The organism is Nonomuraea sp. B19D2, assembly GCF_040137845.1.
GTDB lineage: Bacteria > Actinomycetota > Actinomycetes > Streptosporangiales > Streptosporangiaceae > Nonomuraea.
This window is the reverse complement of sequence record NZ_JBEFAK010000004.1, coordinates 15,261-32,310: the sequence shown is the minus strand read 5'-3', so window position 1 is coordinate 32,310 and position 17,050 is coordinate 15,261. Positions and strand designations below refer to the sequence as shown.

General features: G+C 70.1%; 15 protein-coding genes. 5 read left to right on the top strand and 10 right to left on the bottom strand.

The window, feature by feature from the left end:
• Nucleotides 1-3: 3 nt before the first annotated feature.
• Both ABN273_RS09435 and ABN273_RS09430 read right to left on the bottom strand, forming a co-directional pair.
• Nucleotides 4-1,485 (bottom strand): sugar ABC transporter ATP-binding protein, encoded by a 1,482-nt coding sequence (locus ABN273_RS09435; RefSeq protein WP_349448290.1) that lies wholly within the window; start codon nt 1,483-1,485, stop codon nt 4-6.
• Entirely contained in the window at nt 1,482-2,594 is a 1,113-nt protein-coding gene (locus ABN273_RS09430) for a sugar ABC transporter substrate-binding protein (RefSeq protein ID WP_349448289.1), read from the bottom strand. Before ABN273_RS09430 ends, ABN273_RS09435 begins: the two co-directional genes overlap by 4 nt.
• 311 nt (nt 2,595-2,905) lie before the next feature.
• On the opposite strand from ABN273_RS09430, the gene ABN273_RS09425 reads away from it, so the two are divergent.
• The 4 genes from ABN273_RS09425 (at nt 2,906) to ABN273_RS09410 (ending at nt 8,278) form a co-directional block, all read left to right on the top strand.
• The gene (locus ABN273_RS09425) at nt 2,906-3,835 is read left to right on the top strand and encodes an alpha/beta hydrolase (protein ID WP_349448288.1); all 930 of its coding nucleotides are present in this window, start codon (nt 2,906-2,908) and stop codon (nt 3,833-3,835) included.
• 62 nt (nt 3,836-3,897) lie between these two features.
• On the top strand, nt 3,898-4,689 hold the full coding sequence (locus ABN273_RS09420) for a DeoR/GlpR family DNA-binding transcription regulator (protein ID WP_349448287.1): 792 nt from the start codon (nt 3,898-3,900) through the stop codon (nt 4,687-4,689).
• Between the two features lie 101 nt (nt 4,690-4,790).
• Nucleotides 4,791-6,524 carry an ATP-binding cassette domain-containing protein gene (locus tag ABN273_RS09415; RefSeq protein ID WP_349448286.1) on the top strand — a complete coding sequence of 578 codons (1,734 nt, stop codon included), beginning with the start codon at nt 4,791-4,793 and terminating at the stop codon, nt 6,522-6,524.
• Nucleotides 6,521-8,278, top strand: coding sequence for an ABC transporter ATP-binding protein (locus ABN273_RS09410; protein ID WP_349448285.1), 1,758 nt, complete (start codon nt 6,521-6,523; stop codon nt 8,276-8,278). Before ABN273_RS09415 ends, ABN273_RS09410 begins: the two co-directional genes overlap by 4 nt.
• Nucleotides 8,279-8,300: 22 nt before the next feature.
• Here ABN273_RS09410 and ABN273_RS09405 read toward each other — a convergent pair whose 3' ends face one another.
• The 7 genes from ABN273_RS09405 to ABN273_RS09375 form a co-directional block, all read right to left on the bottom strand.
• On the bottom strand, nt 8,301-10,496 hold the full coding sequence (locus ABN273_RS09405) for a polyprenyl synthetase family protein (protein WP_349448284.1): 2,196 nt from the start codon (nt 10,494-10,496) through the stop codon (nt 8,301-8,303).
• Nucleotides 10,497-10,505: 9 nt separating this feature from the next.
• Nucleotides 10,506-11,417: a DUF6114 domain-containing protein gene (locus ABN273_RS09400; RefSeq protein ID WP_349448283.1), complete on the bottom strand. Its 912-nt coding sequence runs from the start codon at nt 11,415-11,417 to the stop codon at nt 10,506-10,508.
• The gene (locus ABN273_RS09395) at nt 11,408-12,004 is read right to left on the bottom strand and encodes a DUF6230 family protein (RefSeq protein WP_349448282.1); all 597 of its coding nucleotides are present in this window, start codon (nt 12,002-12,004) and stop codon (nt 11,408-11,410) included. The genes ABN273_RS09400 and ABN273_RS09395 overlap by 10 nt, the downstream gene beginning before the upstream one ends.
• A gap of 103 nt (nt 12,005-12,107) precedes the next feature.
• On the bottom strand, nt 12,108-13,316 hold the full coding sequence (locus ABN273_RS09390) for an MFS transporter (RefSeq protein ID WP_349448281.1): 1,209 nt from the start codon (nt 13,314-13,316) through the stop codon (nt 12,108-12,110).
• Nucleotides 13,317-13,582: 266 nt separating this feature from the next.
• Nucleotides 13,583-13,831, bottom strand: coding sequence for a hypothetical protein (locus ABN273_RS09385; protein WP_349448280.1), 249 nt, complete (start codon nt 13,829-13,831; stop codon nt 13,583-13,585).
• Nucleotides 13,832-13,883: 52 nt separating this feature from the next.
• Nucleotides 13,884-14,021, bottom strand: coding sequence for a hypothetical protein (locus ABN273_RS09380; RefSeq protein ID WP_349448279.1), 138 nt, complete (start codon nt 14,019-14,021; stop codon nt 13,884-13,886).
• Between the two features lie 191 nt (nt 14,022-14,212).
• The gene (locus tag ABN273_RS09375; RefSeq protein ID WP_349448278.1) at nt 14,213-15,727 is read right to left on the bottom strand and encodes an MFS transporter; all 1,515 of its coding nucleotides are present in this window, start codon (nt 15,725-15,727) and stop codon (nt 14,213-14,215) included.
• 318 nt (nt 15,728-16,045) lie between these two features.
• Here ABN273_RS09375 and ABN273_RS09370 point away from each other — a divergent pair, with 318 nt between their 5' ends.
• Nucleotides 16,046-16,402 (top strand): response regulator, encoded by a 357-nt coding sequence (locus ABN273_RS09370; protein ID WP_349448277.1) that lies wholly within the window; start codon nt 16,046-16,048, stop codon nt 16,400-16,402.
• Here ABN273_RS09370 and ABN273_RS09365 read toward each other — a convergent pair.
• Complete coding sequence (locus ABN273_RS09365; RefSeq protein ID WP_349448276.1) at nt 16,380-17,033, bottom strand: response regulator; 654 nt, start codon at nt 17,031-17,033, stop codon at nt 16,380-16,382. The genes ABN273_RS09370 and ABN273_RS09365 overlap by 23 nt on opposite strands.
• Nucleotides 17,034-17,050: the final 17 nt, after the last annotated feature.

The following is a 17,050-nucleotide window of genomic DNA, read 5'->3' as shown; positions in this document are numbered from 1 at the left end:
CGGTCACTCTCCAATGTGTTGTGCGGTCGCGACAGCGGACACGGTCAAGTCGTCGCCGGCGAGCTCCCCGGTGATCGACCCGCCGGCGAACAGGACGGCGCGGTCAACCAGGCGCGCCGTCTCGTCGGGGTCATACGCCCGCAGGATCACGGCCACACCGTTCTCCGTCACCTGGTCGACGAGCCGGTGGATCTCCTCCTTGGCGGCGACGTCGACCCCCACGGTCGGCTCGTCCAGGACGAGCACCTTCGGGTCGCGCGTCAGCAGGCGGCCGAGCAGCACCTTCTGCTGGTTGCCGCCGCTGAGCTGGCGGATCTCCTGCCGCGGTCCCGTCATCGCCACCGACATCGCCTGCCGGATCCGCTCGGACCGCACGGCCATCCGGCCGGTGTCCAGGAACCGGTACCGGCGGCGGGGCCAGTGGCCGAGATGGATGTTGTCGGCGATGGACATCTGGGCTGCGACACCCTCGCCGATCCGGTCGTGGGTGAGGTAGCCGATGCCCGCGTCGAGGCTGGCCCGCGGCCGGCTCAGATCGACGGCGCGGCCACCCATCCGCACCTCGCCGCCGGTGGCAGGCGTGAGCCCGGCGAGCACCCGCAGTAGCTCCTGGGCACCCGACCCGGGCAAACCCACCAGGCCGACGATCTCGCCCGCGCGTACGGTGAGGTCGACCGGCCCGCAGTCTCCGTACCGCAGGCCCCGGATGCTGAGCAGTTCGTCGCCGTCCAGACGGCGACGGCGGCGGAACTCGGTGACGTCCTCGCCGCTGATCAGCGTGGACAGCCGTGCGGCGGTGAGACTCTCCATGGCGCCGCCCGCGACCACCCGGCCGTCTCGCAGGACCGTGTACTCGGTGCAGAGCTGGCGCACCTCGTCGTTGTGGTGGGAGATGTACACGAAGGTGCGGCCCTGGTCGGCGAGACTCCGCACCCACCGCATGAGGTCACGGCGTTCCTTGAGGGTCAGCCCCGTGGTGGGCTCGTCGAGGATGACCAGCCGGCCGTTGCCGGTCAGTGCCTTGACGATGCTGAGCCGGCGTCGCTCGCTGAGCGACAGGTCACCGGCGCGGCGGCGGGGCGGGATGCGCAGCTCGTGCTCGTCCAGGATCTCGCCCGCGCGATCGAGGGCGGTACGCCAGTCGACCAGCCCTCGCCGCCGCGGCAGCGCGCCAAGCAGCAGGTTTTCTGCCACGCTCAGGTCGGAGAGCACCTCGGAGTGCTGGTCGAGCAGCCGGATCCCGTGCCGCTGCTGCGCGGCGGCGGACTCGTGCGTGACGTCCCGGCCGTCGAACGTGAGCGTGCCGTGGTCGGGCCGGATCACCCCTGCGATGATTCCCGCCAGGGTGGACTTGCCCGCGCCGTTCTTGCCGAGCAGGCCGTGGATCGCCCCGCGGTTGATGGTCACGGTGACGTCGTCGAGCGCGTGCGAGGCGCCGTAGACCTTGGTGACTCCGTCGGCGACCAGCAGTGACGTGGAGGTCACGACTGGGTCTCCTTGAGCTTCCACTGGTCGGTGACGATGTTCGCCCAGTGGCGGGGGTCGCGGGAGTTCTCCTTGGTGACGAAGTACGGCGGGATCGTCATCAGCGGGCCGGAGGGGCTCTTGGCGATCGTCGCCTTCTCCCAGAAGTAGTTCTTGTTCTGGTACGGGCCCAGCGGCACGGCCTCGCCCTTGACCGCGTATTTCTCCAGCAGCTCCATGCAGATCTGCACGTATGCGATCGGATCCTGGGAGATGTCCGCGTCGAGCTGCCCGTTACGGATCCACTCGTGCGCGGTCGGCGAGCCGTCGATGCTGGTCAGGACGATGTGCTTGGGGTCACCGACGGGGAACAGCCGGCTCTGCGACTGCATCGCCTTCTGCGCGTCCGGCAGGAAGATGTCGGTGGGCACGTGGATGGCATCGAGGGCCGGATATTCGCGCAAGGTGGTGTTCACCACGGACAGCGCCTGCGCGTGGTCGTTGTTCTGCGGGCGGGAGACGATTTCGATCTGGGGGTACTTGGACTTGAGTGTCTCTTCGAACCCCTCCTTGCGGTCACGGAGCGCGACGGCCGTCAGGCTGCCGTAGGCGTTGAGCACCGTGCCCTTCGCCGAGCCGTTCTTCGCGATGAGCAGCTCGGCGGTCTTCTCCGCGGCCATGATGCCGGCCTGGCGGTTGTCGAACGTCACCGAGATGTCGACGTCGCCACCTGTCAGCGGCGTGTCCACCATGCCGATGGGAATCTTCTTGGTCTTCGCCGTCCGGGTGAGCGGGACGAGGACCTCGGAGTCCAGGGCGTCCGATATGAGGTATCGAGGCTTCTGCAAGAAGAGGCTGTTCCAGTCGTTGACCTGGGCCGAGGAGTCGCCGTTGGCGTTCTTGCCGACGAAGTCGAGTCCGAGCCTCTTCGCCTCGCGCTTCACCGTTTCCTGGAGGACCACGAAGAAGAAGAACGACAGGTAACCGGTCTCCCAGGCGACGGTCTTGCTCGACGCGGACCCACTCGTCGACGAGCACGCGCCGAGCAACGGGGCCGCCGCGAGTCCGGTGAAACCCAGTGCTCCGGTCTTGAGTAGGTGTCGGCGGGAGACGGCGGGGGTGGGGGACATGGCGAGGCCTCCTGCAGATAGTTCACAGGTTTTGGTGTTAAAAACTCATCCCTGGAGTTAGATTGTTAACACAGAAGACCTTCCCGTGAGAAGATCCCGCAACGAGATCGTGCTCATCAGAGGGAAGAGACACCCGCTCCGACATCATCAACGATCGCCAAAGACCCGTCTGAGCAGCAGATTTTCTATCAGTTACGAGGTCGGCAGCGCCTCGGTGGCGAGCCGGAGCCTAGGCGAGCACGATCTTGATGAGTTAACAGTGAACATGTTAATTTCTGCCTCACCGTTGCCCCCACGGACGGAGACGCGTGATGGCACTTGCTCCCGACATCAGACGGCTCATCGATCGGCTCGGCAAGGGGACGCCCTTCCCGGAGCTCGGCCCCGCGAAGGCCCGCGCGGAGTACCGCGCCAGGATCCGCGAACTCGCCGGACCCGGTCCCGCCCAGATCTGCCCCGCCGAGGACACCGAGCTGGCCGGGGTGCCGGTACGCGTCTACCGCCCGCTCGGCGTGACCGGCCCGACGGCACCCGGCGTCGTGTTCCTGCACGGGGGCGGTTGGGTCATCGGCGACCTCGACACCCACGACATGCATGCCCGGGCCCTCGCCGTGGCCGCGGATGCCGTCGTCGTCTCGGTTGACTACCGGCGCGCCCCCGAACACCCCTATCCGGTCCCGCTCGACGATTGCTGGGCGGTCACGGAGCACGTCGCGCAGCACGCCACCACCCTGGGCATCGACCCCACGCAGCTGGCCGTCGCGGGTGACAGCGCCGGCGGGAATCTCGCCGCGGCCGTCGCGTTGCGCGCCCGCGACGCCGCGGTGCCGTTGCGCGCGCAGCTGCTCGTCTATCCGGTCACCGATCCGACCATGAGCACCACGTCGTACACGACGTACGCCAACGACCACTACCTCACCGCCGACGCGATGCGCTGGTTCATCGACGCGTACCTACCCGACCCGGCCGCCAGGACGCTGCCGCTTGCCGCGCCGCTGCACGCGCCGGACCTCGCCGGTCTCCCCCCGGCCATCGTGGTGACGGCCGAGTACGACCCGCTGCGCGACGAGGGCGCCGCCTACGCCGACCGGCTGCGCAAGGCGGGCGTGCCGACGACGGAGATCGGCGTGCCGACCGTCCACGGCTTTCTCGAGTTCGTGCACGAGATTCCGGCCGCGCTGCGGGCGAGGGACAATATTCTTCGCGAGTTCGCCGCCCTCATCCGAGCAGATCGAGGGTGAGCGTTAACAACCAGGACGAACCTGCGTTCGGCCGTAACTGACCCAGCGTGGAGGAACACGGCATGACCAGCCGTAACGGTCGGCAGCGCAGCGGCCCGGCATGGAGGCAGCACGCGATCGGCGAGTTCATCCTGACGCATGGCTCGGGGACAGCGGCCGATCTCGCCGAACGGTTCAAGGTCAGCCTGATGACGATCCACCGGGACCTGGACGAGCTCGAGCGGCAAGGCCTGGTCCGCAGGTTCCGCGGCGGGGTCACCGCGCAGCGCTCGGGCGTCTTCGAGAGCAGCATCGCCTACCGCAGGAAGTCCATGCAGGCCGAGAAGGACGTCATCGCGGAGAAGGCGGTGGAGCTGGTCGAGCCGGGGATGTCGATCATGCTCGACGACTCGACGACGGCCCTGGCACTCGCCGGACGCCTCGAGAAGATCACTCCACTGACCGTGGTCACGAACTTCCTGGACGGGCTCAACCTGCTGTCGACCGTGCGCGGGATCCGGCTGGTCGCCTTGGGCGGTGACTACGACGCGCTGCACAATTCGTTTCTCGGCGTCTCATGTGTCAACGACATCGCGGACATACGTGTCGACCTCTGTTTCGTGTCCACATCCGCAGTCTCCGGCGGCCGCGCCTACCACCAGGAGCCCCACATCGTGCTCATCAAGCGCGCGATGCTGCAGAGTGCGGAACGCAACGTCCTCCTGGTCGATCACAGCAAACTCGGCCGCATCGCGCTGCACAAGGTGGCTCTGCTGACCGACTTCGAACGGGTGATCACGGACGACGGCGCCCCGCCCGGCGCCCTGGCCGACCTCGACCACCACAAGGTCGCATATGACGTGGCCGTCCGCTGACGCGCGACGAACCGGGTAATCGCCGCGAAATGCCGCAGGGTCCCTCAGCGCGCGGGCAATGAGATCACGGAAGGAGCGTGTTGACCCGTAGGGTGCGGTTTGTGCCTTCATCCCCCAAGCGCCGGCTCCTGGGTTTTCTCGTGCTGGCCGGCTGGCCGTGGCTGGCGGCGCTCTCCCTCCTCGAACTGTTCCTCTTGGTGGAACCGACCGCCGTGGCCCTGGTTACCGGTGAGTTGGTGGGCCTCCTGGCACAGAGCGCAGCTCGGCAGGGTGCCGCCGCGAGCGGCATCGGGACGATGCTCGCACTGCTCGGCGCGCTGCTGGTCACCGGTAACGTGCTCCGCTCGATGAGCCGGCCGCTGGCCGAGCGGGTGGGGCGGCGGATCGACGCCGCGGTCCGAGAAGAGCTGACCTCCCGCGTGCTGGCGCTGCCGACCCTGGATCGGGTGGAGGACGTCGCGGTCCAGGATGAGCTGACCACCATGCGTTCGCCGCTGCTGACCTGGACCGACGAGGGCATCGGTGCGGCGGCGGTGGGCCGGTTCCGGGCCGGGCTGACCATGGCCGGACTGGTCACGGCGATGCTGGTGCTCTCCCAGGTGGTGTGGTGGTGGGGTCCGGCGACGGCCGTGGCAGCGCTGTTGCTGGGCCGTTACCGAGCCGGCAGGTGGCGGGAGTTCTTCAGGGTGGTGTCGGGCACCATGCCGGCCGCGATGCGCGGGCGCGCGTGGTCCGCGATGATGTCGGACAACCGGGACGCCAAGGAGGTGCGGATCTTCGGGCTGACCGACTGGATCGAGAAACACTCGCAGGAGAACATCGCCGACGCCATGCGGCGGGTCATCGAGTCAAGGGTGGCTCTGCTCCGGCGCGAGATGTCGGTCTTCCTCGGTTGGGCGGCGACCGCTTCGGTGGTGTACGTGGCGGTGGCCACCTCCGGTGAGGTGTCGGTCGGCCGGATCGCCGCGACGATCGGCGCGGTCTCCGCCATGTTCGTCATCTCCATGTCGAGCCAGGGCGAGGACATGGACGAGGTCGCGATGCCCGCCGTGGACGCGGTCACCCGGATTCGCGCGCTCGCCCCCGGCCTGGAGCCGCCGCCCGGACCGGACGGCACCGGAGAGATCGCCCTTCGGGACGTGGACTTCGGGTACGGAGAGGTCCGCGTACTGACTGGCGTGACATTGACCCTCCGGCCCGGCGAGGTGGTCGCGGTCGTCGGCGTGAACGGGGCGGGGAAGACCACCCTCGCCAAGCTCCTCACCGGCCAGTACCGCCCGCGGAGCGGCACCGTGGTCACCGAGCCCGCGGCGTATGCGGTCTATCAGGACTTCAACCGGTACGAGCTGAGCGCGTACGAGAACATCAGGATCGCGGCGCCGGATGCCACGCGGGAGCAGGTCGAGGCGGCGGCCTCAGCGGTGGACGCGACCAAGATGATCGAAAAGCTGGCCAAGGGCTGGGAGACGGTGCTCTCCCCCAAGTACGCCGACGGCGGCGACCTGTCCGGTGGCCAGTGGCAGAAGATAGCGCTTGCCCGGGCGGCGCTGGCCGCCGCCTGCGGAGCGCGGCTGCTCGTGCTGGACGAGCCGACCGCCAACCTGGACATCGAGGCCGAGCTGGAGGCCTTCGACCGCATCCGCCACGTACGCGGCCAGGCGACCGTCGTCCTGATCTCGCACCGGTTCTCCACCGTGCGGAAGGCGGACCGGATCGTCGTGCTGTCCGGCGGGCGGATCACCGAGGACGGGACCCACGACGAGCTGCTCGCCGCCGGCGGGGAGTACGCGCGAATGTTCCATCTCCAGGCCCAGCAGTTCAAGGAGAGCGCATGAGGTTCGCCGAGATCCGTACTCTGGTGACCGAGTGCCTGCGCCATGCGCCGGGACGCACCTGGCTGCTGTTCGTCCTGACCCCGCTGGGCGCGATCACCCCCGGGCTGACCGCCCTCGGCCTGCAATGGATCGTGGACGGCGTGCTCACCGGGTCCAGGCCGCTGCTCATCGGCGGGGCGCTCTGCGCGGCGACGGCGGGCGCCTTCGTCCTGGCCGGCGGCCGGGTCATTCAGGTCCAGGCCGGCCTGCTGGGCAGCGAGGTCGGCACCGTACTGGACCGGCGGATCATCCGGTGGTGCGCGACCCTGCCGACCACCGCGCACCTGGAGGACACCGACTCGCTCCGCCGGCTCGAGCAGATCCGCGGGCTCGGCCAGCGAACCGTCACCACCGGACTGGCCGCCCTGAGCGTGGTGCAGAGCGGGCTCTGGCTGGTCATCACCACGGTCCTGCTGGCCAGGGTCCATCCAGTGCTGCTCGCGCTGCCGCTGTTCGCGGTGCCGTCGATCCTGCTCACCCGGACCACTTCGCGCAGGACCGAGGCCGCCAGGGCGGAGACCGCCGAGCGCAACCGGGCCGAACAGCACCTCTTCACGATGATCACCGAGGCGAACTCGGCCAAGGAGCTCCGGCTCGGCACCTCCGGCGCCCATGCCGCCGCGATCGCGCGCCGCCTGCGCGAGGAGCGGACCGCGATCCTCTGGCGGGCCACGCTCGCCACCGGTGGCCTCACCCTGATCGGCTCGCTCATCTTCGTGGCGGCCTTCCTCGGGGCGCTGTTCCTCACCGTCCAGCTGGCCCTGTCCGGCGCGGTCAGTCCGGGCGCGCTGCTGCTGGTGGCCACACTCGGCGGCCAGATCAGGGGCCAGCTCGACCTGCTCACCCATGCGCTCACCCTCGCCGGCCGCGGCCTCACCATGGCCGGCCACTACCTGTGGTTGCGCGACCTGTACGCGGCGAGCTCCAGCGGCACGCTCTCCCCGCCCGACCGGCTCCGCGACGGCATCACCCTCTCCGGCGTGGACTTCTCGTACGGCGGCCCGCCCGTGCTGCGCGGCATCGACCTGCATCTCCCGTCCGGGGCCACGGTGGCGCTGGTCGGCGACCACGGCAGCGGTAAGACGACGCTGGTCAAGCTGCTGTGCGGGTTTCACCGGCCGACCAGCGGAACCATCACCGTGGACGGGGCGCCCCTCCCCGAGATGGATCCCGCGGCCTGGCGGGAACGCGTGACCTCGGCCTTCCAGGACTTCAGCCGGTTCCCGTTCCTGGCCCGCGAGGCCGTCGGCGTGGGCAACCTGCCCAGGATGCACGAGATCGCGGAAGCCGCCGAGAAGGGCGGCGCCGCCCAGGTGTTCGCCCGCCTGCCGGAGGGCGAGGCGACCCGCCTCGGCAAGGCCCTCGGCGACGGCGTGGAGCTCTCCGGTGGCCAATGGCAGAAGATCGCCCTGTCGCGGGCCTTCATGCGATCCACACCGCTCCTCGCCGTACTCGACGAGCCGACAGCCGCACTGGACGCGGCCAGCGAGTACGAGGTCTACCAGCGGTACGCGGAGGCAGCCCGGGAGTGGCAGCACGCCACCGGCGGCATCACCCTGCTGGTCTCGCACCGATTCGCCACCATCCGGATGGCCGACCTGATCGTCGTGCTCGACGGCGGGCGAATCATCGAGTGCGGCACGCACGCCGAGCTCATCGCGCTCGCCGGCCGCTACGCCCACTTGTACGACCTCCAGGCATCCGCCTACCAGTGAAGGCGCTTGGAGGAAGGCGGCATCACTCGCGTTCCCGGCGGGCCATGTACGCGCCCAAGGCGCAAACCATGATCGATTCATGGGTCACCGGTAGCAGGCCCTGCAACGACTCCCACGCCCGCGTGACGTACCCGTTCGCCTCCCTTTCGCAGGCCTGGACCGCCCCGCAGTCCTCCAGTGTCCGGGCGATCTCCGTGACGGCCGCGGGGTGTGCGTCGCCGTCGCGTACCGTGTGCCAGATGCGCCGGATGTCCGTCGCGGGGAGCAGGGCGACCGCGTGGGCAAGCGGCATCGTGACCTTGCCCGCGCGCAGGTCCTCGGCCACGTGTTTGGTCGGCCGATGGCCGCCGCCGGACAGCGGCGCGGTGACGCCGCGCAGGTCGGCCACGTCGTCGGTGATCTGGTACGCCAGCCCGATGGCCTCGAAGTAGTCGGCCATGGCCAGGAGCTGGCCGGGGGTGGCACCAGCGAACAGGCCGCAGATCTGCGCCATGCCGCGCGGGACGCTGGCGGTCTTGAGGCGGTGGACGGCACGGATGCGGCGCAGCAGCGGCTCGGCCTCGCCGGTGGCGACGGCTTCGTCCATCGCGGCCCGGTGCCCGGCGATGTCGAGTGCCTGGCCCGCGTGTGCGGCGTGCATGACCTGCAGGAAGATCTCGTGGATGCGCAGGCGCAGCGACTCGTCGTCGGGCACGGTACGGCGCAGCAGTTTGTCGTAGACGAAGTAGGCGGCGGTGCCGGCGTTGATGGCGGTCGCCTCCCCGAACACCATGTGGACGGCCGCGCGGCCGCGGCGTACGGGCGAGCGGTCCTCGACGTCGTCGACCACCAGGCAGGCGGTGTGCATGATCTCGAACGCGCCCGCCACGGACTGGTGGTGTGCTCTGGTCTCGGCGCGCAGCATCCCCAGGGCCGCGAGGGCCGCGTAGGTGCGCCAGCTCTTGCCGGCGCCCTCCACCGCGTAGCGGATGGGACGGACGAGTGTGTCGTGGAGGTCTGTGAGGTTCACGCCCTCCAGGAGCTCGGGGCGATCTTCCACTCCCGCCAAGCCGGCCAGCATGGACGCCTCGGGCGATTCGGGGTAGATCTCGTCGATCGAGGCGTTGGCGAGGTCGCGGGCCCGCAGGACGAATCGTTCGATGTCGGCGATCCGGTTCGCGGGCCACACTTCGAGGCAGCCCTGTCCGGTCACGGGCCGCCCGGCCATGGTCCCTTCGACGCTGACGTAAGCCTCCAGGATTCCCGAGCCGAACAGCAGCGACCGGATCTCCTGCTCCGGGAACCACGTGCGAACGCGGAGGCTCAGCTGGTGCGAGGCGATGTCCACGTCCCAGACGGTGTCGTAGGTGTTGAGCGTGGACAGCGACGTCCAGGCCGCCGAGCCGCGCAGGACGGCGGGCACGCTGAGGCGTTCGCCGTCCGGAGAGCTCAGCACACCGTGCACTCCGGCGGGCATGCTCGTGCCCTTGACGGCGTCGACGAGCATGCCGCGCAGCACCGACACGTCCCACCCGTTGTCGAGGCGCAGGCCGACCCATTCCCAGGCGGGTTCGACGTCGCTTCGCCAGTGGTCGCCGGAACCGTGCCGGTACCAGGCGTGGCCGCGTACGGCGGACTCACGCTCGCCGCTGACGGATCCCGTCACCGTCAGGCGTGTCAGGCAGTAGGCGCGCACGTCCCCGTCCACCTGCGCGATCACGGGCTTGTCCGGGGTCAGGCGCAGGTGGAAGCCGCTCCGGTCACCGTCGGCTTCGAGCAGGTACGTGCCGTCGCGCTCCTTGCGGAGGCGGGCGACCCCGCCGAAGTCCAGGTCCAGCCCGTCCTGCCCGATGCGGACCGGATGGGGCAGCCGCCGATCGGGCAGGGGCAGGTCGCCCCGCGCCAGCGCCTCGATGAACGCCCGCTTGATCCGCGGATCCGTGACCTCGTCGGCGTGCAGAAGCACCTGTGCAAGCTCGCCGGACCCCTCGTCCAGCCAGGATTCGCCCTCGTGAGACGTTGTACGGGGATCGCTGCGGTACCAGAGCACGGCATGGGACTCGAGCGGCGTGCCGTCAGGCCGCCGGATTTGGTGACGGACGAAGAAGACGGTCAGCCCGAACTCGCCACCGTCGTCGCGCAGATGGATGGTGAAAGTCCACCACTGCGTGCCGGGCCGGATTTGCGGCAGGTCGTCGATGCCGCTTTGCGCCGAAGTTTCGCGCCTTGCCGGGTGCATCGGGAACTCCTAGGGATGTGCTGAGACGTCGGGCGCGACGAGCCGGGCCGTTCCCGCCCGGACGATGGGCTCGCCGACCACGACATGGGTGAGAGTGATCCGTGGCAACGTGGGCAGCGTCCGCAGCGCCAGCGTGACGAGGGTGGGATGGTCCGCGCTGAGCTGCACCGGCGCCAGGCCCGCCGGGCGGCCGTAGAGGGTGCGCATGTACACCACGACATGGGGGCCGAGCGTCAGCCGCGCGGCCCGTGACGCGACTCCGCCGCCCGTCTGCCTGGGGGCGTCGAGCACGGCGTGGTCCACGGTGAACCGGAGCATGTCCCGGCTGCCCGATCCTGTCCGCAGCCTGGTCACGCCGTCGAACCGGGCGCCGGTCAGCGTCATCCTGGCCGCCGTCAGCACGACCGGCTCGCGCACGGTCGCAGGTCCGGCGCCGGACGGGGCGATCGGCACCGCGAGCAGCACCGGCACCACGGCCAGGACCCGCCTGGCCGGGGGCGGTTCAGGGCTCGCGGCAACGGGCCTCCAGGCGGTGCCGAGCGCGCCGCCGACCAGGCCGAGGAGCAGGCCCAGCCCGAACCCGCCGAGGTTGGAGTAGACGAACGACGCCAGCGCCAGCAACGTGGCCACCAGACCGTAGAAGACACGGTGCGCGGGTTGCGCCCAGAGCAGCACGCCGAGCAGAGCCAGCACCAGCCCGAGCAGGTACGTCGCCCCGGCCGAGCCCGCGCGGACGACCACCGGCAGGCTGCTGGTCGCCCACGGGACGGCGATCAGCTCGACGCCCGCCAGCAGGACCAGACCCCCGCCCCAGAACGGCCGCGCCCGCCGCCACCGCCCGAAACCGCCCCAGAGCCGCGCCCACCGCGCCGGGCCGCCCGGCTGAGGCGGCCCGCCCGCCGGTCCGCGTTTCAGAAGCATTCGCGCCTGCCACGCTCGACGTCCACCGTGAGGCCGGGCAGATCGAAGGTGGCCGTGGCGGTCCCCCAGGTGACCTGTCTGAATCCACGGATGACGACCTTGTCGGCCCGCTGCCCGTACGTACCGGGCGTACCGGACACGCCCGGCACGGTGGAGACGACACCGGCGTCGACGCCGCCCTCGAATCCGACAAAAGTGGTGTCGCCGCTGACGCGGGTCGCGTCGGCCAGCATGTCGGTGGCGACGGCAGGCTTGCCTCCGTGTCCCGCGCGCAGCTTGAGCGTGACGGTCCCGACCGGTGTGTCCATCAGCATGCTCTGGCACATGTCGTAGACCAGCCCCGACTTGGCCTGCACGGTCATGACGGGCACGCGGGAGCCGGTCCCGGTGGTGAGCGTCCGCCCGTACTGGGCGAACCCGTTGACCTTGAACGTCTTCGCGGAGATCTTGTACGACCTCCCGGAGACGACCATCGTCGCTCCCACGGCCCCGTGGGACATGGCGGCCGCCAGCAGGCCGGCGACGGCGATCGCCGGGCCCAGCACGAGCAGGAACCGCTTCCAGCAGATACGCCCTGAGGTGAGCACGATCCTCCTGGCAGGTCAAAGCGCCACCACCTGATGGTGACGTACAGCTAATGGCAAGCAGCAAAGAGTAGTCAAATTATGGCCAAGGCACGACGCCTTCGTTTCAACGTCCTCGGGCTCCGCCCGGCCGCCGGGCACCAAGTGACAGGACGAGCGAGCAGACGAGGAGGACGAGCCCGGCCGCAGGGGCCTGCGCGAGGGCGGCCGAGGCGCCCCACGCGTCGGCGGCGCGCCCGGCGAGGGACGCCGCCAGTGCCGAACCGGCCGCACTGGCGGAGTTGTTCCAGGTGAAGGCCTGGGTGAGGACGGCTGGGTGGACGGCCTTCTCCGTGAGCACGTTCAGCAGGACGAGCGTGGGCGGTACCGCCGCCTCCGTGACCACCACCGCCGCGCCGAGCCAGACGGCGGACGGCGCAAGGGGAAGCAGCAGCGCCCCGCCCGTCAGACAGGCGGTGGCGACGACGAGTTGGCGACGTGGTGGGGCGGGGTGCCGTCGCAGCCCGTAGAGCCAGCCGGAGAGCAGCCCGCTGAGGCTGGAGGCGGCGATGATCGGCGCGGCCGCGCCGGGAATCCCGTGGCTGATGGCGAAGGAACTGACCGCGACCCCCATGGTGCCGAAGTACAGCCCGATGGCCAGGTTGAGCAGGGCGAGGAGGAGGAAGGTCGGCTGCAGCAGGGTGCGTCCGGTGCGGGCACGTTCGGCGTGCTCGCGGGCGGGCGGTGGCACGGTGCGGCCCTGAGCGGCCAGCGCCCCTCCCCCGCCGAGGATCAGGGCCGCGGCAATGGTGCTGGCCAGGGCCGCGTCGCCGACCGCGCCGAGCGAGGTGACCAGGACCGGCCCGAGGAGGAAGGCGGTGGCATTGGCCAGAGATTCCAGGGAGAAGGCGGTGGGCAGCTCGTCGGCCCGATCGCCGCGCAGCAGGTGGGCCCAGCGGGCTGCGGACAGGGCGCCGAGCTGGGGGACGACCGCTCCGGCGCAGGTGGCGGCGGTGATCGCGGCGGTGGGGGTGGTGGCTGCAAGGACGCCGGCGATGGCGGCGCCGTGGGCGAGAAGGGAGAACGGCAGGACGCGGGTCTGGCCGAACTGGTCGACCAGACGGGCCAGATGCGGGCCGATCAGGGCTTCGGCGAGGGCGAATCCGGCGGTGGCCAGGCCGGCGGTGCCATAGGAGCCGGTGCGGGCGTGCAGCAACCAGACCAGGCCGAGGCCGGTCATGGCGATGCCGACGCGGCCGACAGCGGCGGCGAAGAAGAAGGCGGCAACGCCGGGGCTGCGCAGCAGGGGAAGGTAGCCGGTAGCGGCGCGGGGCATGAGGGTGTCCTTCATCGCCGCGCGGCGTGGCGAGCCATCTGAGGGGTCGCCGGCGCCTGAGTGATACAGAAGAGGTGCGGCCCCTGGCCCGCCGGGGGACGTCCAGGACTGCGGTGGGACGGGACACGCGCCCTCGCCGCCGCCCCCGGCACCGGGCGGAGGAAAACGTCGGATGCCCAGGCCAAGGCGGGTCCGGGCGACTGGGACAACCCTAGCAGGGCGGTAAGGGGCTGCAGCGGCGTCACCCCATCGGTCAGCCGCGGTACTCACGGTGGCGTGGTGTGCCCCAGGGCGATCACCGCGGTCTTCTTGTCGATCGACAGCAGCGTCACCCACGTCGAAACGCGGAACTGACCCGCCGCACTCTGACCAGGCTTCTTGAGGGCGAGCGTGAACGCCCCGCGGGGCCGGACGTAAAGCTCACACTCGATTCCCCCTGGGCCGACGGCGGTCACGACGAACAGCTCCAGTCCGAACGCGTCAGCGTCGAGCGGGAACCTCGTCCCCTTCTTCACGCGTATCGTGCAGACCCCATCGAAGCAGTCCCGCCGATCCGTCGTGAGCGGCTCAAACGGCGATGGCGATGGCGATGGCGTAGCCGACGTCGTCGCACTCGGAGTCGGAGCCGCGGTGGAGATCGTGGCTGAGGGCGTAGCACTCGGCTGAACCGGAGAAGTGGCCGTGGGCGACCCCGCACAGCCGCACAGCAGCAGAAACAGGGTGCCCACCACAGTCGGGCGTCGCATGGCCAGAGCGTATCCAGGCTCTGGCGGGACCCCTCCCGAGCTGCCCGGTCCGGGACCACCGGCACCTCCGGTCCGCGCACCTCAACGTCATCGGCGCCGTTTTTTGCGCAGGGCGCGGCAGACGGAGACCACGGGCCCGCGGGAGGCGTCTTAGGAGCCGCCGCGCGGGAGAAACGGCGTCGTGGCGCCCGTCGCACGCGGCCCGGCCATGCTGGGGACCGCGGACAGCGGGCGGGCGATCTCCTCCAGCGGTTGGCGTTCGGCGCGGACCCCGAGCAGGATCTCGACGATGCCGCCGACGACCATGACCGCGCCGCCGATGAGGTACCCGGCGAACAGCCGGGACGGGTCGGCGCCGGTGCCGATGAGGTTGCCGTACAGCACGGGGCCGATCGCGCCGAAGCACTGCGCGATGGCGAAGAACACCGCGATCGCCTGGGCACGCACCTCGAGTGGGAAGATCTCGCTCACCGACAGGTAGGCGGAGCTGGCGCCGGCCGACGCGAAGAAGAAGATCACGCACCAGGCCACGGTCTGGGTGGCCGCGGTCAGGACGCCCTGGTCGAACAGGACAGCGGTGATCGCCAGGAGCGCGCCGGACACGATGTAGGTACCGGCGATCATCTGCTTACGGCCGACGGTGTCGAACAGCCGGCCGATGGTGAGGGGGCCGAGCAGGTTCCCAGCCGCGAACCCGATCAGGTAGATCGGCGCGTCGGTCGCGCGTACGCCGTAGAAATGGGTCAGCACCAGTGCGTACGTGAAGAAGATCGCGTTGTACAGAAACGACTGAGTGATCATCAAGGTGGCGGCGAGCACCGAACGCCGCCAGTGGTCGACGAACAGCACCCGCAGCAGGACGCGATAGCCGACCCGCTCCGGCCTGACCTCGATCGCGCGGCTGTCGTCCACGGGCGGCAAGACGCCGGGCGAGCCGTACTGCGCCTCGATGGCGGCCATGGCGCGCTCCGCCTCGGCCGCGCGGCCGTGCATGAGCAGCCAGCGAGGGCTTTCCGGCAGGTTGCGCCGCACGTACACCACGAAGACGGCCAGAACGGGGCCGAGCAGGAACGCCAGTCGCCAGCCGATCGCCGGGGACAGCACGTGCAGCAGGACCAGCGTGCCCAGGGTGCCGAGGATGGCGCCGGCCCAGTATGTCCCGTTGACGCCGATGTCGATCTGACCCCGGTAGCGCGCCGGGATCATCTCGTCGATCGCCGAGTTGATCGCGGCGTACTCACCGCCGATGCCCATGCCCGCGATGAAGCGGGTGGCGAACAGGTAGACGATCCAGCCGGTGCCGTGACCGAACGTGAATGCGGTCAGGCCGCTGCCGACCAGGTACACCAGCAAGGTCACGGTGAAGAGGTTGCGGCGGCCCAACCGGTCAGACAGCCGGCCGAAGACCAGGGCGCCGACCACCTCGCCGACGAGGTACACGGTCGCGATGGCCCCGACGGCGGTCGCCGACAGGTCAAGGGTGTCCGGCTGGCTCAGCACACCGGTCACCGAACTGGCGATAGTGATCTCCAAGCCGTCGAGCACCCATGCCACGCCGAGCGCCACAACGAGCCGAGTGTGAAAAGGCGTCCATGCCAGCCGATCCAGTCGCGCCGGAATCAGGCTGCGGATCACCCCGGACGAAGTGCCAGCCGTCGCTCCCATGGTGCGGCTCCTCCCGGATCGCGGCGACCGCCTTCCCGGTCGCCTGCACCCGCCAATCCCAGCAAGCGGAGGGGAGGGAGTCGTCAACGTCAGCGCCCAATCGCGCTACCGGCCAGCGGTAATCCCGCGCTTGCAGCTGACGTGACCATGCGTGCCTGCCAGCCCTTGTTCCCAGGTCCGGCCACCGCTGCCTGATCCGCCGCACAACACCTCCGGGGGTCGCCGTACGGGTGACGCGCGGCTCATCCGGTGGCACAGGCGAAGAGCTTCCAGCTAGCGGGAATGTCGGACGCCTGACGCGGGTGGCAGCCTGGGGTCGTGGAATTGCGCTGCCTGATCGTCGATGACAGCCGGCGGTTCATGGATGCCGCGCGCCGACTGCTGGAACTGCAGGACGTCCGGGTCGTCGGCGTGGCCACGACCGGCGCCGAGGCCGAGTCCCTGGCCTCGGCACTGCGGCCGGACGTGGCGCTGGTCGACGTCGGGCTGGGTGAGGAGAGCGGCTTCGACGTGGCGAGCCGGCTGGAGGAGGTTCCGGTCATCATGATTTCCACCCGGGACGCCGCCGACCTGGGGCAGCTGGTCGAGGAGAGCCCGGCGATCGGGTTCCTGCCCAAGTCGGGGCTGTCCGGGCCGGCCATCCGGCAGTTGCTCAGCGAGCCTCGAGGAACGTGAGAACGGCCAGTACCCGGCGGTGGTCGTCATCGGTCTCGGCCAGCCCGAGCTTGGTGAGAATGCTGCGCACGTGCTTCTCCACTGTGCCCTCGGTCACCCACAGCCGCCGGGCGATGCCCGCGTTGGAGCGGCCCTCGGCCATCAGCGACAGCACCTCGCGTTCCCTGGCGCTGAGCACGTCGAGGGGATCGTCGCGGCGTCGGGCCGACACCAGCTCCTGGACGAGCGCCGGATCCACGACCGAGCCGCCCTTGGCGATCCGCCGCGCCGTGTCGACGAACTCCTCCACATCGGTCACCCGGCTCTTGAGCAGGTAACCGATCCCACCGCCGCTGGCCAGCAGCTGCATGGCGTGCTCGGCCTCGGCGTGCGCCGACAGCACCAGGATGCCGATCTCGGGATGTTCCTCGCGGATCTGCGCGGCCGCCTGCAGCCCCTCGACGGTGTTGGTCGGCGGCATCCGGATGTCCACGATGGCGAGCTGCGGCCGCGTCTCCCGTACCAGCGCCAGCAACTGCCCGGCATCGCCGGCCTGGCCGATCACTTCCAGACCGGAACGCTGCAGGAGGCTGGCGAGCCCCTCGCGCAGCAGAACGTCGTCGTCAGCGAGAACCACCTGCGTACCGGGCATACAGGCATTATCCCGAC

Bases quoted from the DNA above. Each gene is read 5' to 3' on its own strand.
- ABN273_RS09390 (WP_349448281.1), bottom strand. From the start codon at position 13,316: ATGCCCCGCGCCGCTACCGGCTACCTTCCCCTGCTGCGCAGCCCCGGC.
- ABN273_RS09410 (WP_349448285.1), top strand. From the start codon at position 6,521: ATGAGGTTCGCCGAGATCCGTACTCTGGTGACCGAGTGCCTGCGCCAT.
- ABN273_RS09405 (WP_349448284.1), bottom strand. From the start codon at position 10,496: ATGCACCCGGCAAGGCGCGAAACTTCGGCGCAAAGCGGCATCGACGAC.
- ABN273_RS09375 (WP_349448278.1), bottom strand. From the start codon at position 15,727: ATGGGAGCGACGGCTGGCACTTCGTCCGGGGTGATCCGCAGCCTGATT.
- ABN273_RS09365 (WP_349448276.1), bottom strand. From the start codon at position 17,033: ATGCCCGGTACGCAGGTGGTTCTCGCTGACGACGACGTTCTGCTGCGC.
- ABN273_RS09420 (WP_349448287.1), top strand. From the start codon at position 3,898: ATGACCAGCCGTAACGGTCGGCAGCGCAGCGGCCCGGCATGGAGGCAG.
- ABN273_RS09400 (WP_349448283.1), bottom strand. From the start codon at position 11,417: ATGCTTCTGAAACGCGGACCGGCGGGCGGGCCGCCTCAGCCGGGCGGC.
- ABN273_RS09425 (WP_349448288.1), top strand. From the start codon at position 2,906: ATGGCACTTGCTCCCGACATCAGACGGCTCATCGATCGGCTCGGCAAG.
- ABN273_RS09430 (WP_349448289.1), bottom strand. From the start codon at position 2,594: ATGTCCCCCACCCCCGCCGTCTCCCGCCGACACCTACTCAAGACCGGA.